At 72.1% G+C, this 14,366-nt stretch carries 12 protein-coding genes; 7 read left to right on the top strand and 5 right to left on the bottom strand.

Going from position 1 to position 14,366, the window contains the following annotated elements:
- Nucleotides 1-14: 14 nt before the first annotated feature.
- From ACW9TB_RS31645 to dxr, 3 genes are all read right to left on the bottom strand, one after another.
- Complete coding sequence (locus ACW9TB_RS31645) at nt 15-1,631, bottom strand: alpha/beta hydrolase (RefSeq protein ID WP_472751758.1); 1,617 nt, start codon at nt 1,629-1,631, stop codon at nt 15-17.
- 237 nt (nt 1,632-1,868) lie between these two features.
- Nucleotides 1,869-3,035 (bottom strand): flavodoxin-dependent (E)-4-hydroxy-3-methylbut-2-enyl-diphosphate synthase, encoded by a 1,167-nt coding sequence (gene ispG, locus ACW9TB_RS31640; protein WP_472751757.1) that lies wholly within the window; start codon nt 3,033-3,035, stop codon nt 1,869-1,871.
- Nucleotides 3,036-3,070: 35 nt separating this feature from the next.
- Nucleotides 3,071-4,255, bottom strand: a complete 1,185-nt coding sequence (dxr, locus tag ACW9TB_RS31635) for a 1-deoxy-D-xylulose-5-phosphate reductoisomerase (RefSeq protein ID WP_472751756.1) — start codon at nt 4,253-4,255, stop codon at nt 3,071-3,073.
- A gap of 254 nt (nt 4,256-4,509) precedes the next feature.
- On the opposite strand from dxr, the gene ACW9TB_RS31630 reads away from it, so the two are divergent.
- On the top strand, nt 4,510-5,649 hold the full coding sequence (locus ACW9TB_RS31630) for a trypsin-like serine peptidase (RefSeq protein WP_472751755.1): 1,140 nt from the start codon (nt 4,510-4,512) through the stop codon (nt 5,647-5,649).
- Nucleotides 5,650-5,702: 53 nt separating this feature from the next.
- Nucleotides 5,703-6,755, top strand: a complete 1,053-nt coding sequence (locus ACW9TB_RS31625; RefSeq protein ID WP_472751754.1) for a trypsin-like serine peptidase — start codon at nt 5,703-5,705, stop codon at nt 6,753-6,755.
- A gap of 30 nt (nt 6,756-6,785) precedes the next feature.
- Here ACW9TB_RS31625 and ACW9TB_RS31620 read toward each other — a convergent pair whose 3' ends face one another.
- Entirely contained in the window at nt 6,786-8,213 is a 1,428-nt protein-coding gene (locus tag ACW9TB_RS31620; RefSeq protein ID WP_472751753.1) for an aldehyde dehydrogenase family protein, read from the bottom strand.
- 213 nt (nt 8,214-8,426) lie between these two features.
- On the opposite strand from ACW9TB_RS31620, the gene ACW9TB_RS31615 reads away from it, so the two are divergent.
- Entirely contained in the window at nt 8,427-9,062 is a 636-nt protein-coding gene (locus ACW9TB_RS31615) for a TetR/AcrR family transcriptional regulator (RefSeq protein ID WP_472751752.1), read from the top strand.
- A 64-nt stretch (nt 9,063-9,126) separates the two neighbouring features.
- Here the strand turns inward: ACW9TB_RS31615 and ACW9TB_RS31610 are convergent, their stop codons facing one another.
- Nucleotides 9,127-10,587: a PucR family transcriptional regulator gene (locus tag ACW9TB_RS31610; protein ID WP_472751751.1), complete on the bottom strand. Its 1,461-nt coding sequence runs from the start codon at nt 10,585-10,587 to the stop codon at nt 9,127-9,129.
- 98 nt (nt 10,588-10,685) lie between these two features.
- Here ACW9TB_RS31610 and gabT point away from each other — a divergent pair, with 98 nt between their 5' ends.
- The 4 genes from gabT to ACW9TB_RS31590 all read left to right on the top strand — a co-directional run bounded on the left by gabT (nt 10,686) and on the right by ACW9TB_RS31590 (nt 14,366).
- Nucleotides 10,686-12,038 (top strand): 4-aminobutyrate--2-oxoglutarate transaminase, encoded by a 1,353-nt coding sequence (gene gabT / locus ACW9TB_RS31605; protein ID WP_472751750.1) that lies wholly within the window; start codon nt 10,686-10,688, stop codon nt 12,036-12,038.
- 244 nt (nt 12,039-12,282) lie between these two features.
- On the top strand, nt 12,283-12,525 hold the full coding sequence (locus ACW9TB_RS31600) for a hypothetical protein (protein WP_344920498.1): 243 nt from the start codon (nt 12,283-12,285) through the stop codon (nt 12,523-12,525).
- Between the two features lie 237 nt (nt 12,526-12,762).
- Nucleotides 12,763-13,116 (top strand): YciI family protein, encoded by a 354-nt coding sequence (locus ACW9TB_RS31595; protein WP_472751808.1) that lies wholly within the window; start codon nt 12,763-12,765, stop codon nt 13,114-13,116.
- The gene (locus tag ACW9TB_RS31590) at nt 13,113-14,366 is read left to right on the top strand and encodes an RNA polymerase sigma factor (protein ID WP_472751749.1); all 1,254 of its coding nucleotides are present in this window, start codon (nt 13,113-13,115) and stop codon (nt 14,364-14,366) included. Before ACW9TB_RS31595 ends, ACW9TB_RS31590 begins: the two co-directional genes overlap by 4 nt.

Genomic DNA, 14,366 nt, shown 5'->3' with positions numbered 1-14,366 from the left:
ACAGAGCCTCTCATCTACCTGCTTTGACCGCCTCTTTCCGTCGTGTGCCCGGCGGGTACGCGGACGGTCGCGGGGGCGGTCACCGGTACGGGCGCCGGGACTCCCGGGCACCGGGCGTCCGGGGCGTCGGAGGTCTGGCGGTCGCCGGGGAGGGTGCCGTCCCTGAGGTAGGCGGCCAGGCGCCGGTCGACGCAGGCGTTCCCGTTGAGCGCGACCCCGTGGTTGCCGCCCGGCACGGCCAGCAGCCGGGAGCGGTGGAACAGGGCGCGCATCCGCACCGCCCCGGCGTACGGGGTGGCGGCGTCGCGCTGCCCCTGGATGAGCAGGACCGGCGGCAGCTTGGCGTCGTCGTGGATCCGCACGGGAGTCCCGGCCGGCTGGGGCCAGAACGCGCACGGCGCGTTGTACCAGGCGTTGGGCCAGGTGAGGAAGGGCGCCCTGGCGTTGGCCCTGGTCATGTCGGTCCGCCAGCGCGCCCAGTCGCGCGGCCAGGCGGCGTCGCGGCACTGCACTGCGAGGTAGACCGCGTAGCTGTTCTCGTCCTTGGCGTCGTTCACCGCGTGCTTGCGGTAGGTGTTGACCAGGGGGGTCGCCTCGCCCTTCTTGACGTAGGCGGAGAAGGCCTTGGCCAGCTGCGGCCAGACGGCGTCGGAGTAGCCGCCCAGGGTGTAGACGTCGTCCAGCTCGCTCGGGCCGACCACCCCTCCCGCCGGACGGTCGCCCAGCCGGTCCCGCATGGCGTCCCAGGCGAAGGAGACCGCCTTCTCGGTGGCGCCGAGCCGGTAGACCGGGTTGTGGCGGGCGATCCACTTCAGGAAGTCCTCGTGCCTGTCCTGGAAGGCGATGCTCTGGTCGAGGTTCGAGCGGTACCAGATGCCGCGCGGATCGACCACGCTGTCCAGGACGAGCCGCTTGAGCCGGTCGGGGAAGAGCGTCGCGTACACCGCGCCGAGGTAGGTCCCGTACGAGTAACCCAGGAAGCTGATCTTCGGCTCGCCGAGGGCCTCCCTGATCAGGTCCATGTCCCTGGCGGAGTTCTCGGTGGTCATGTGCGGCAGCATCCAGCTCCACCGCTCGCCGCACGCCTGGGCGTACTTGCGGGCCCGGCCGATCAGCACGCTCTCGTCGTGCCGGGTGACCGGCACCTGGTCGGGGCGGGGCGCCTCGTAGTACTTCTTCGGATCGACGCACCTCAGCGCGGGCTCGCTCGCCCCCACCCCGCGCGGGTCGAAGCCGACCACGTCGAACCGGTCGGCCAGGCCGTCGGGAAGCCCCGCCGCGACGCCCTTGACCAGGTCACGGCCGGACGCCCCCGGACCGCCGGGGTTGACCAGCAGCGCGCCGAGACGGTCGTGGGTGGCCCTTCCCCTGATCCGGTTCAGGGCGATGGTGATGGTCTGGGACGGGTTGGCGTAGTCGAGCGGCACCCTCAGGGTGGCGCACTCCATCGGGTTGTCCACCCGTCCGGCGGGAGCGGACGCCGCCCCGGTCACCGCGGCCCCGCCCTCGCAGGGCCCCCAGGCCAGCACCTCCCTCTCCCGTCTCTCCTGGGCCACCGCCCCCTGCGGCACCCCCACCGCCACGGTCAGCATCGCGATGCTCGCGGCGATCCCGACGACCCTCTTCTTCACTGTGTGGTCCCCCTACTCGTACGGCAGAGGCGATGGTCTCCCGGGGGCGGCGCGATCATCCGGAACACAGCCGAACGGCTAGCAAAGTGTAGTCAGATCATTGCTAACTGTAATGACATGAGGTCAGGCGACGGATGGCCGCGGGGAGGGCCGTCGTACGGGCACACGAAACCGCCCGCCCCCCGGCGCGGTGCGATCCGGGGGACGGGCGGCGGAAACTCTCCGGCCGGGCGGCGGCTAGCCGACGACGACCTGGGGCCCGGGGGTGTCGTCGTCGAGGTCGACCTCCACGCCCATCTCCTCGGCGAGGCGCAGGGCCTCCTCGATCAGGGTCTCCACGATCTGCGACTCGGGGACGGTCTTGATGACCTGGCCCTTGACGAAGATCTGGCCCTTGCCGTTGCCGCTCGCGACGCCGAGGTCGGCCTCGCGGGCCTCGCCGGGACCGTTCACGACGCAGCCCATCACCGCGACGCGCAGCGGGACCTTCAGCCCTTCGAGCCCCGCCTGGACCTGCTCGGCCAGGGTGTAGACGTCGACCTGGGCGCGCCCGCAGGAGGGGCAGGAGACGATCTCCAGGCCGCGCTCGCGCAGGTTGAGCGACTCCAGGATCTGGTTGCCGACCTTGACCTCCTCGACCGGAGGGGCGGACAGCGACACGCGGATGGTGTCGCCGATGCCCTCGGCGAGCAGGGCGCCGAACGCGACCGCGGACTTGATCGTGCCCTGGAAGGCCGGGCCCGCCTCGGTGACGCCGAGGTGGAGCGGGTAGTCGCACCGGGCGGCGAGCAGGCGGTAGGCCTGCACCATCACGACCGGGTCGTTGTGCTTGACGGAGATCTTGATGTCGCGGAAGCCGTGCTCCTCGAAGAGCGAGCACTCCCAGAGCGCCGACTCCACCAGCGCCTCGGGGGTGGCCTTGCCGTACTTCTGCAGCAGGCGGGGGTCGAGCGATCCGGCGTTGACGCCGATCCGGATCGGCACGCCGCGCTCGGCGGCGGCGCGGGCGATCTCACCGACCTTGTCATCGAATTTCTTGATGTTGCCGGGATTGACCCGGACCGCCGCGCAGCCCGCCTCGATCGCGGCGAAGACGTACTTCGGCTGGAAGTGGATGTCGGCGATCACCGGGATCTGCGACTTCCTGGCGATGATCGGCAACGCGTCGGCGTCGTCCTGGGAGGGGACGGCGACCCTGACGATCTGGCAGCCCGAGGCGGTCAGCTCGGCGATCTGCTGGAGCGTCGCGTTGACATCGGCGGTGACCGTGGTGGTCATCGACTGGACGGAGACCGGCGCGTCCCCGCCCACGGGGACGGAACCGACCATGATCTGACGGGATACGCGTCGCTCGGCGATCGGCCTGGTCCTTACGGACGGGATTCCGAGAGCAACAGAAGTCATTTTCAGCCCTTGAAGAGTCGACGACGCTCACCAGTCTAGGCAGTCCCGGTGAACTCCCGTGCCCGTATCCGTGCCCAGGAGTCGGCGTCGAGCACCTCGGCGACCGAACCGGCCCCCGTCACGGTGTGTTCGGAGACCACCGCCGCCACGGTGTCGACGATGCCGAGGAAGGGGAGGCGCCCGGCCATGAAGGCCTCGACGCAGACCTCGTTGGCGGCGTTGTAGACGGCCGGGGCCGTGCCTCCGGCCTCGCCGACGTGCCGGGCCAGCGCGACGGCGGGGAACGCCCCGTCGTCGAGCGGCTCGAACGTCCAGGTGTGGGCGGTGGTCCAGTCGACCGCCGGGGAGGCGTCGGCGACCCGTTCGGGCCAGCCGAGGGCGAGCGCGATGGGCAGGCGCATGTCCGGCGGGCTGGCCTGGGCAATGGTCGAGCCGTCGACGAACTCGACCATCGAGTGGATGACCGACTGCGGGTGGACGACGACCTCGATGCGGTCGAAGCCGATGTCGAAGAGCAGGTGGGCCTCGATGACCTCCAGGCCCTTGTTGACGAGTGTGGCGGAATTCACCGTGATGACCGGCCCCATCGACCAGGTGGGGTGGGCGAGGGCCTGCTCGGGGGTGACGTCCGCGAGGTCCGCTCGCGACCTGCCGCGGAAGGGCCCGCCGCTCGCGGTGACGACCAGGCGGCGCACGGCGGAGGCGTCGGGCCCGGTGGGCCCCGCGGCCCACAGGCACTGGGCCAGCGCGGCGTGCTCGGAGTCGACCGGGATCAGCTGGCCGGGCTTGGCCAGGCGCTTCACAAGCGGCCCGCCGACGATCAGCGACTCCTTGTTGGCGAGCGCGAGCGTCCGGCCCGCCTCCAGCGCGGCCAGGGTGGAGGTCAGCCCCAGCGCCCCGGTGATGCCGTTGAGGACGACGTCGGCGGGCCAGGCGGCGGCCTCCGCCACCCCCTCGGGCCCGGCCAGCACCCGCGCGCCCGCCCCGTGCGCGGCGAGGGCCTCGCGCAGCTCCGGCACCGCGGAGGGGTCGGCGACGGCGACCACGTCGGGCCGGAACTCGGCCGCCTGCCTGGCCAGCAGGTCGATCCGGCCGCCGTAGGCGGCCAGCGCGGCCACCCGGAACCTGCCGGGGTTGCGGGCGATGACGTCGAGGGACTGGGTCCCGATGGACCCGGTCGAGCCGAGCAGGACGACGGAACGGACGGTGTCTGGCTGCACCGCCCCATTCTCCCGGCTCGGACCACGCTGTCGAATCGGCCGTACGAGGGCGTACAAGGCCGTACGAGGGCTGGCGCGGCCGGATCGGTCTGGATCATGCCGGATCACCGCGAAAATCTGTTAGCCGTGAAACACGCGATAAAAGGCGGCATTTAAGTCCGAATTTAGTCATATCAATAGTTGTAAAGCCTGAGAAATGCGTGCGTAGAGCGCACTAGCTTCCCGGAACAGCAACAGGCCCTCGGGAGGTACATATGCGGCGCACGGCACGGCTCGTCCCCATTCTCACCGCCATCGCGGGAAGCACCCTGCTCCCCGCGACGATCGCGCACGGCGCCACGGCGAACACCACCGCGACCACCGCGAACACCGCGGCGGACACCACCGCGGGCGCACCGGCGAGCACAGCGGGCCCGAACGGGGGCGGCGTCACCCCGGCGCGAGCCGTTCCCGATCCGGCCGGGAAGGAGCCGGTCGAGAAGGAGGCGGCCGACACCAAGAAGGAGCAGCAGACCGTCCAGCGCTACTGGACCGAGGCGAAGATGGAGGCGGCCAAGCCGCTCGCCGCCCTCGTCCCTGAGAAGGACGGCGCCCGGCTCACCGCCGGGGCGATCGCGGCCCAGACCGCGGCCGACCCCGTCTCCGTCCCCGCGACCGAGCCCGACGGCGACACCGTCACGGCCACCAAGGGCTCGGCGGCGGCCCGCTCCTCCACCGGCGCGGCGTGGACCCGCGGCGGGGCGATCGTCAAGACCGCGGGCCGGGTGTTCTTCACCTACCAGGGCCGCAACGCCTCATGCTCGGCGAGCGCGGTGACCAGCGAGAACAGCAGCACCGTGATCACAGCGGGGCACTGCGTGAGGATGGGCGGCGCCTTCCACAGCAACTGGGTGTTCGTGCCGGGCTACCAGAACGGCAACCGGCCGTACGGCACGTGGGTGGCGACCACCCTCTACACCACCCCGCAGTGGAACAACACCGAGGACGTCAACTACGACGTGGCCTCGGCCGTGGTGGCCCCGCTGAACGGGAAGTCGCTGACCGACGTGGTCGGCGGCCAGGGCGTCTCCTTCAACCAGGGGCGCCGCCAGCAGATGCACTCGTTCGGCTACCCGGCGGCCAGCCCATATGACGGTTCCAAGCTGGTCTACTGCGCCGGGCGCGCGTTCGACGACTTCCTGATGTCCCGCGACATCGGGCTGAACTGCGACATGACCGGCGGGTCGAGCGGCGGCCCCTGGTTCCTCACCTTCAACGAGCGCACCGGCCTGGGCACCCTGAACTCGGTGAACAGCTTCAAGTACGGCTTCGCCGCCGGATGGATGTTCGGCCCCTACTTCGGGACCGAGGCGCAGGCCGTCTACGAGGCGGCCCAGACCACCGACACCCCCTGATATTCACCAGAAGTAATCACAAGAACACCCCTCGTAGTGCAAACTCGGGTCTCATGACCTCAAGCCTCCCCCTGCTTGCGGCCGCCCCGCTCGTCGCCGGGTTGCTGAGCGCCCCGACGACCGGCGCGACGGCCACCCGGCAGACGGCCACCGAGTCCGGGCAGCGGGCCGCGACAACCCTGATCACACCATTCCCCCGAATCCCCTACGAAGCCACGTCCGGCGTGCCGGACGTCGTCGAGCACGCGACCGCTCCCACCGCGTCGGAGCGGGAACGCGTGCTCGGTTACTGGACCCCCCGCCGGATGGCCTCGGCGCTCCCCGTCGACCGGCTCGCCAGGGCCACCGGGGTGCTCAGGCGGCTCTCCGCCGCCGGGCAGGGGGTGGCGGCCCCCCGCCGGAGCCCGCACGGCGTCCCGTCCCGCACCGCGGGCGCCCGCTGGATCTCCGGCGGGGCGGTGGCACGCACCACGGGGCGGGTGTTCCTCACCATCAAGGGCAGCGACTTCGTGTGCTCGGCGAGCTCGGTCAGGAGCGCCAGCAAGGACCTGGTGGTGACCGCCGGGCACTGCGTCAAGGACGGCAGCGGCGCCTGGGCCGACAACTGGACCTTCGTCCCCGGCTACAGCCAGGGACGGCGCCCGTACGGGCAGTACACCGCGCGCCGCATGTTCGTCGCGGGACCCTGGTCGCGCGAGGGCGACGACAGCCACGACATCGGCATGGTCGCGGTCAACACCAGCGGCGGCAGGCACCTCGGCGACGTCGTCGGCGGCCAGGACATCGCCTTCGGCGCTCCCCGGGGGCGCCTCGCCAGCGGCTTCGGCTTCCCCGCCGACACGCCCTACGACGGCGAGCACCTGGTCTACTGCGCGGGCCCGCTCCGCGACGACCCGAACGAGCAGACCGGCGACCAGGGCATGCGCTGCGACATGACCGCCGGATCCAGCGGGGGCCCCTGGCTGAGCGGCTTCGACGCCTCCACCGGCCGGGGCACGATCGTCTCGGTCAGCAGTTTCAAGTACAGCGACGACCGCCGGACCATGTACGGCCCCTACTTCGGCGACTCCGCCAAGGCCCTCTACGCCACCGCCTCCGCGTCGTGACCCCGGCGCGAAGGCGCGGCCGGTCCGGGCTCAGAGGGTCAGGCCGGTGAGGACCATGACCTTCTCGTAGGTGAAGTCGGCGATGGCCGAGCGGAGGCCCTCACGCCCGACGCCCGAGTCCTTGACCCCCCCGTAGGGCATCTGGTCGGCACGGTACGACGGCACGTCACCGATGATCACACCGCCGACCTCAAGCTCCCGGTTGGCCCGGAAGGCGTTGTCGAGGCTGCGGGTGAACACCCCGGCCTGCAGCCCGTACCTGGAGTCGTTCACCGCGGCGAACGCCTCGTCCACGCCGGACACCTTCTGGACGACCATCACGGGGCCGAAGACCTCCTCGCGGCAGACCTTGGCGTCGGCCGGTACGTCGGCGAGCACGGTCGGCGCGAACGTGGCGCCGTCGCGGGTGCCGCCGGTCAGCAGCCGGGCGCCCGCCGCGACGGCCTCGCCGACCCACTCCTCCACGCGCTCGGCGGCCTCGGCCGACACGAGCGGGCCGACCTGCGTCTTCTCGTCGGCGGGGTCGCCGGTGACCAGGGCCTCGACGGCCGGGACGAGCCTGGCCACGAAGTCGTCGTGGACCGACGCCTCGACGATCACCCGCTGGACGGCGATGCAGCTCTGACCGGCCTGGTAGTTGGAGAACAGCGCGATCCGCGAGGCGGCCCAGTCGAGGTCGGCGTCGGCGAGCACGACCGCGGCGGCGTTGCCGCCGAGCTCCAGGGTCACGTGCTTGCGCGGGACGCGGTCGATGATCGCGTACCCCACGGGCGCGGAGCCCGTGAAGGAGACGACCGGCAGGCGCGGGTCCTCGACCAGCGCGGCGGCGCGGTCGTTGGGCACGGGCAGCACGGAGAACATGCCCTCCGGCAGGTCGGTCTCGGCCAGGATCTCGCCCAGGACCAGCGAGGAGACCGGGGTCGCCGGGGCGGGCTTGAGGACGATCGGGGCGCCGACGGCGATGGCGGGGGCCACCTTGTGCGCCACCAGGTTGAGCGGGAAGTTGAACGGGCTGATGCCCAGGATCGGGCCGTGCGGGACCCGGGAGACGTAGGCGAGGCGGCCCGCGGAGGCGGCCTCGGTGTCCAGGCGCACGGTCTCGCCGCCGAGGCGGCGGGTCTCCTCGGCCGCGAACCTGAAGGTGGAGACCGCGCGGCCGACCTCGCCGCGGGCCCAGAAGATCGGCTTGCCGTTCTCCGCGGTGATCAGAGCGGCGATCTCGTCGGCGCGCTCGGCCAGGCGGCGCGAGACGTGCGCGAGGGCCTCGGCCCGCACGTGGATCGGGAGCGCGGCCGCCTGTTTCCGTACGGCCGCGGCGGCGGCGACGGCCTCCTCGACCTGGCCGTCGGTCGGCACGGAGCAGACGGCGACGACGCGGCCGTCGTGCGGGTTGGTCACGGTGAGCTCGGCCTCGCCCGTGGCGGGGCGTCCGGCGAGCCAGAAGGGGCGCACGTCCATACCCCGACGCTATGTCACCGGCGCGGGAGCGGCCTTACTCCACTTCGCACAACAGCCCCAAATCGGTACGCCGTTCCGCATAAAACCCTTCCATCCCCGCCCTGTAACGAAAACAGGGGTATTCAGGGATATTCCTTACAAGGGGCCGGTTTGAATGATCTTCACCCTGGCTAAGTCACCGGTTGGACGATGAGACTGGAAGGGCGTGGGCGCATGACCTCCTCGGCGCCGCGCGGCCTTCAGGGTGCCTACCTGGTCGGTGAGCGGGCATCTCAGGACGAGCTTCGCACCAGGCTGCTCGACGTCGCCAGCCAGCTGCTGGTCACCATCGGGCCGGAGAGCCTGTCGATGCGCCGCATCGCCACCGAGGCGGGATGCTCGACGACCGTCATCTACACCATGTTCGGCAGCAAGGAGGGCCTGGCCGAGGCGCTGTACCTGGAAGGCTTCGAGCGCTTCCGGCGTCGCCTGGAGGCCGTGCCCTCGCGCAGGGACGCCCTGGAGCACCTCATCGCGCTGGGACCCGTCTACCGGGAGGCCGCGCTGGACGAGCCCGGCTACTACGCGCTGATGTTCGAGCGCGCGATCCCCGGCTTCGTGCCGAGCGAGCGGGCCAGGACCCTCGCCCGCGCGGCGCTGAACATCATCGACCGGGTGATCGCCGACTGCATCTCGGCCGGGTACATCGTCCCCACCCAGCCCAGGAAGATCGCCGACGCCGTGTGGGCCGCCGCGCAGGGCGCGATCAGCCTGGAACGTGCCGGGCACCTGCGCGACAGCGGCACCTACGAGACGGTCACCTACGCCGTCATCTCCCGCTACCTGGTCGTCGACCGCCACCGGCCCTGACGGCGGCCACCGGCCCCGAAGACGGTCTCCGGCTCCCGGCAGAACCTCTGATCACCGCCGGACGTCATTTGGCGACGGCCAGGGCGACCCAGAGTTCGGCACGGACCGCGGGGTCCTCAAGGTCGCGGCCGACCAGCTCCGCGACCCGGCGCATGCGGTAGCGCAGGGTGTGGCGGTGCACCCCGAGCCGCTGCGCCGCCGCGTCCCAGTGGCCGTTGCAGTCGAGGTAGGCGCGCAGGGACCCCAGCAGGTCCGCGCGCGAGCCGTACGCCCTGAGCGGGGCGAGCAGCGCGGAGGAGAACGCCTCCGCCACGTCGGGGGCGAGCAGGGAGAGCAGCCCCTGACCGGCCAGGTCGGCGAAGCGCACCACCCGCGCGGTGCCGCGCCTGGCCGCGGCGAGCGCCCGGTCGGCCTGGTCGAGCCCCGCGCGCAGGTCACCGAGATCCGCCGGGTCGCCGACCCCGACCGGGCCGTGCTCGCCGAGCGCCTCGGCCACGGCACCGGCCCGCGAGACCGGGACCAGCAGGACCACCCTGTCGCCGTCGGCCGCCGCGAACTCGCCCCCGGCGGCCTCCAGCACCGCCTCCGGCTCACCGGCGCAGGCGACCGCCACCAGCGGTTCGCCGTCGAGCCGCTCCCCCAGCCGCTCCAGCGTCTCGCACCCGGCCTCCACCTGCCCGGCCAGCAGCAGCCGCAGCACCGCGGAGCGGACCCGGCGCTCGGCGGCCAGGTGCTCCCCGCCGTGCTCGACGGCGAGCGTCAGCAGGGACGCGGCGGCGCTGACCACGGTGTGCGCGACCGGGGTGAAGGCCCGGCCGATGCCGACGGCGAGGAACCCCCTGACCCGGCGGGCCCCGAGCGGGCGCACGATGACGTGCTCCTCGGGCGAGGAGAGGGCCACGCTCGCGGGGGCGCCCCGGCTCGTGATCCTTCTCAGCCGCTCCAGCTCGGGGCCGAGGTCCCCGGCGGCCGTCGCCGCGCCCCTGCCCGCCAGGTGCCGTACGGTCCCCGCCTCGTCGAGCAGAATCGCCCAGCCGCCCAGTTCGCGGGCCAGCCGGTCGATCACCGCGCGGGGGCCCTCAGGGCGCAGCGCGGCGCGGGTGAGGCGGCCCTGGGCGGCGAAGGCCCTGCTGAGCTCGTCATACTGCTCGGCGGCGATCAGCTCGCTGACCGTCTTGCCGATGGCGACGAACGGGGTGTCGCGCGGCACCTCGACCAGCGGCAGCCCGGCCCGCGCGGCGGCCTCGACCAGCGCCCCGGGGATCGTCTCGTGCCCGAGCCCCACCCCGAACCCGAGCCCGGCGACCCCCCTGGCGACCAGGCGCTCGACGTAGGGACCGGCGTTGCGGGCGTCCAGGCGCATGCCGGTGGTCAGGACCAGCTCGCCGCCCTCAAGGAACGGGGTGGGATCCTCCAGCTCGCTGACCGCCACCCAGCGCACCGGCCGGTCGAGCGCCTCCCGCCCGGCGAGGACGACGAGCCCGAGCGGCGCCCGCCGCACGACGGTACTCAGCTTCGGCGCCACCCCCACCCCCCGTTTTATACGTTATGTCTATTCAGCCCCTGACAATTTTGCCATAGTGCATCATCGGCACACCGGCATTCGCGACATAGCTTCACATCATGAGCACCGTCACCGAGGGCGGCCCCTCGCTTCCGCAGGAACGCCGCCTCGTCACCGAGATCCCCGGCCCCCGATCCCGCGAGCTGCTCGCGCGCAAACAGGCCGCCGTACCGCCGGGCATCGGCACCACGCTGCCCGTCTTCGTGACGCGCGCCGGAGGCGGTGTCGTGGTCGACGCCGACGGCAACTCGCTGATCGACTTCGGGTCCGGCATCGCGGTGACCGGTGTCGGCAACTCCGCCCCGCGCGTCGTCGAACGGGTGAGCAGGCAGGTCGCCGACTTCACCCACACCTGCTTCATGGTCACCCCGTACGAGTCGTACGTGCGGGTCGCCGAGAGACTCAACGAGATCACCCCCGGCGACCACGAGAAGCGCACCTTCCTGCTCAACAGCGGCGCAGAGGCCGTGGAGAACGCGGTCAAGGTCGCCCGGCACGCCACCGGCCGCCAGGCGGTCGTCGTCTTCGAGCACGGCTACCACGGCCGGACCCTGCTGACGATGACGCTGACGGCCAAGAACATGCCGTACAAGCACGGCTTCGGACCGTTCGCCCCAGAGGTCTACCGGGTGCCGCTGGCCTACCCGTTCCGCTGGCCCACCGGCCCGGAGAACTGCGCCGAGGAGGCCGCCGCCCAGGCGATCGACCAGATCACCAAGGAGATCGGCGCCGAGAACGTCGCCGCCGTGGTGATCGAGCCGATCGCGGGCGAGGGCGGCTTCATCGAGCCCGCCAGGGGCTTCCTGCCGAGGATCCTGGAGTTCTGCCGCGCCAACGGCATCGTCTTCGTCGCCGACGAGGTCCAGACCGGCTTCTCCCGTACCGGCCACCTGTTCGCCTGCGAGGACGAGGGCATCGTGCCCGACATCATCGTCACCGCCAAGGGCATCGCGGGCGGCCTGCCGCTCGCCGCCGTCACCGGCCGCGCCGAGATCCTCGACAGAGTTCACGTGGGCGGGCTGGGCGGCACCTACGGCGGCAACCCGCTCGCCTGCGAGGCGGCGCTGGGCGTGCTGGAGACCATCGAGGCCGACGACCTGACCGGGAAGGCCCGCCGCATCGGCGAGACCATGCTCCCCCGGCTGCGCGCGCTGGCCGAGAGGAACCCGGTGATCGGCGACGTACGCGGCAGGGGCGCCATGATCGCCATCGAGCTGGTCGTCCCCGGCACCCGGGAGCCGCACCCCACGGCGGCGGGCGAGATCGCCAGGAGGTGCCACGCCGAGGGCCTGGTCGTGCTGACCGCGGGCACCTACGGCAACGTGCTGCGCTTCCTGCCGCCGCTCGTCATCCCCGACCACCTCCTGGAGGAGGGCCTCGCGATCCTGGAGAAGGCCGTGAACGAGGTCTGATCGTTTAGAAGGCACCAAAAGGGGCACCCGGCTTGATGCTGAGTGTCCCTTTTGCCGTTATGCGGCCCGCATGTAGGCCGTGATTTAACCACCGCTTGACATCCGCCACAGCGATCACGGGTCGTGACCGCGTTATAACGGTTCCGATATGAAAGTGCGCGATCAAGACAGGAAACGTGTCGACGTCCTCCCCGCGGCCGAGCCACGGGAGAAAACAAGGAGTCTCCACGCCGGAGGTATGTAGATGAACTGGGGGCCGCCCAGAACGGCACACGTCACGATGACCTTCGATCCCGAGGGGCTGACCCGCACCCAGCGTGAGGGCGACGCCTGCGTGGCCTGCCACAAGAAGTGGCCCCGCCCGCGGATCAGGATCGGCCGCCTTCCCGACGGCACCGCCCTCTTCGCCTGCCCGGAGTGCGCCGACGCGCTGCTGCCGCAGCAGGACGACACCCGCTCCCTGCCCCGGCGCGTGGCCTTCTTCTGAACCCGCCTTCCGAACCTGCACAGCCGGTGCGGACCGGCATCGTCCGCCCCCTCCGAGCCAAGCCCCTCGTACGGCCGGTGCGGGCCCGAGAGCCCCGCACCGGCCACCGGAACCGGTCCGGTAGTTTCTCTCCATTCCGCACGGACGGATGTCGAGACCGGGTCCCCCGCTCCGACATGCCTGTGAGAGGCGCCGGAACCGGGCGCCGCGAGCACGAGGAGCGAGACCGTGAAGTACATGCTGCTCATCTACAGCAACCCCGCGATCTGGGAGGCCCTCTCCAAAGAGGAGATCGAAGGCCTGATGGGCGAGGCCGGGGCCATCATGAAGGAGCTCACCGACTCCGGGGAGTGGGTCGGCGGGCAGGCGCTGGCCGATCCCTCGCAGACCAAGACCGTGAAGGTGCGTGACGGCGCCCCCGCGACCACCGACGGCCCGTTCCTGGAGGCCAAGGAGCACCTCGCCGGATACTGCGTGATCGACTGCGAGACCCCCGAGCGGGCGGTCGAGATCGCCGCGCGCTGGCCGGACGCCCGGCTGTGCGCGATGGAGCTACGGCCGATCATGGACGGGACCGGCATCGAGGCGTGACCGCTCCCACCAAGGCCGAGGACCTGCTGCGCGAGCTGGCGCCGCAGGTCCTCGGCGCGCTCGTCCGGCGCCACGGCCACTTCGACGCGTGCGAGGACGCCGTACAGGAGGCGCTGCTGGCCGCCACCCTGCAGTGGCCAGAGCAGGGCACACCGGACAACCCCCGAGGCTGGCTGATCACGGTCGCCACCCGCAGGCTCACCGACGAGCTGCGCAGCGAGTACGCGCGCAACCGCAGGGAGAGCATGCTCGCGGCGCGGGCGCCCGCCGACGAGTTCCTGTCGCCCGCCGCCGACGCCGAGCCCACCGGCGGGCAGGACGACACCCTGACCCTGCTGTTCCTGTGCTGCCACCCCGCCCTCACCCCCGCCTCGCAGATCGCGCTCACCCTGCGGGCCGTCGGCGGCCTCACCACCGCGCAGATCGCCCGCGCCTTCCTCGTCCCCGAGGCGACCATGGCCCAGCGCATCAGCCGGACCAAGCAGCGGATCAGGAGCACGGGCATCCCCTTCGCGCCGCCCCCCGAGCCCGAACGGGCCGAGCGGCTGCGAGTGGTCCTGCACGTGCTCTACCTCATCTTCAACGAGGGCTACACGGCCACCTCGGGCCCGGACCTGCAGCGCCGCGAGCTGACCGGCGAGGCGATCAGGCTCACCCGCGCGGTGCACGGGCTGCTGCCCGGCGACGGCGAGGTGACCGGGCTGCTCGCCCTCATGGTGCTCACCGACGCCCGGCGTCCGGCGCGCACCGGCCCCGGCGGCACGCTCATCCCGCTCGCCGAGCAGGACCGGAGCCTGTGGAGCGGGACGTCGATCGCCGAGGGGGTGGCGCTCGTCACCGGCGCGCTGGCGCGGGCCCCGCTCGGCCCGTACCAGCTCCAGGCGGCGATCGCCGCGGTGCACGCCGAGGCGGTACGCGCGGAGGAGACGGACTGGCCGCAGATCGTCGCGCTCTACCGGCTGCTCGAACGCCTGGCCCCCAACCCGATGGTCACGCTCAACCACGCCGTCGCGCTCGCGATGGTGGAGGGCCCGGAGGCCGGGCTCGCCCTGCTCAAGACCCTGGAGGCCGACGAGCGGATGGCCGGGCACCACCGCCTGCACGCGGTGCGCGCGCACCTGCTGGAGACGGCCGGTGACCGCGAGGCCGCCCGCGCCGGGTACCGGGAGGCCGCGCGCCGCACCACCAGCCTCCCCGAGCAGCGCTACCTGGAGAGCCGGGCCGCCCGGCTGACCCGTACGGAGCCCTAG

The organism is Streptosporangium sp. H13245, assembly GCF_055690525.1.
Note: the sequence above shows the minus strand (reverse complement) of the source record. Positions and strands in the feature narration are given on the sequence as shown.

What these genes read in the sequence shown, in the direction of transcription:
- ACW9TB_RS31630 (WP_472751755.1), top strand. Translation starts at nt 4,510, where the DNA reads ATGCGGCGCACGGCACGGCTCGTCCCCATTCTCACCGCCATCGCGGGA.
- ACW9TB_RS31625 (WP_472751754.1), top strand. Translation starts at nt 5,703, where the DNA reads ATGACCTCAAGCCTCCCCCTGCTTGCGGCCGCCCCGCTCGTCGCCGGG.
- ACW9TB_RS31600 (WP_344920498.1), top strand. Translation starts at nt 12,283, where the DNA reads ATGAACTGGGGGCCGCCCAGAACGGCACACGTCACGATGACCTTCGAT.
- gabT (WP_472751750.1), top strand. Translation starts at nt 10,686, where the DNA reads ATGAGCACCGTCACCGAGGGCGGCCCCTCGCTTCCGCAGGAACGCCGC.
- ispG (WP_472751757.1), bottom strand. Translation starts at nt 3,035, where the DNA reads ATGACTTCTGTTGCTCTCGGAATCCCGTCCGTAAGGACCAGGCCGATC.
- ACW9TB_RS31615 (WP_472751752.1), top strand. Translation starts at nt 8,427, where the DNA reads ATGACCTCCTCGGCGCCGCGCGGCCTTCAGGGTGCCTACCTGGTCGGT.
- ACW9TB_RS31620 (WP_472751753.1), bottom strand. Translation starts at nt 8,213, where the DNA reads ATGGACGTGCGCCCCTTCTGGCTCGCCGGACGCCCCGCCACGGGCGAG.
- ACW9TB_RS31595 (WP_472751808.1), top strand. Translation starts at nt 12,763, where the DNA reads ATGCTGCTCATCTACAGCAACCCCGCGATCTGGGAGGCCCTCTCCAAA.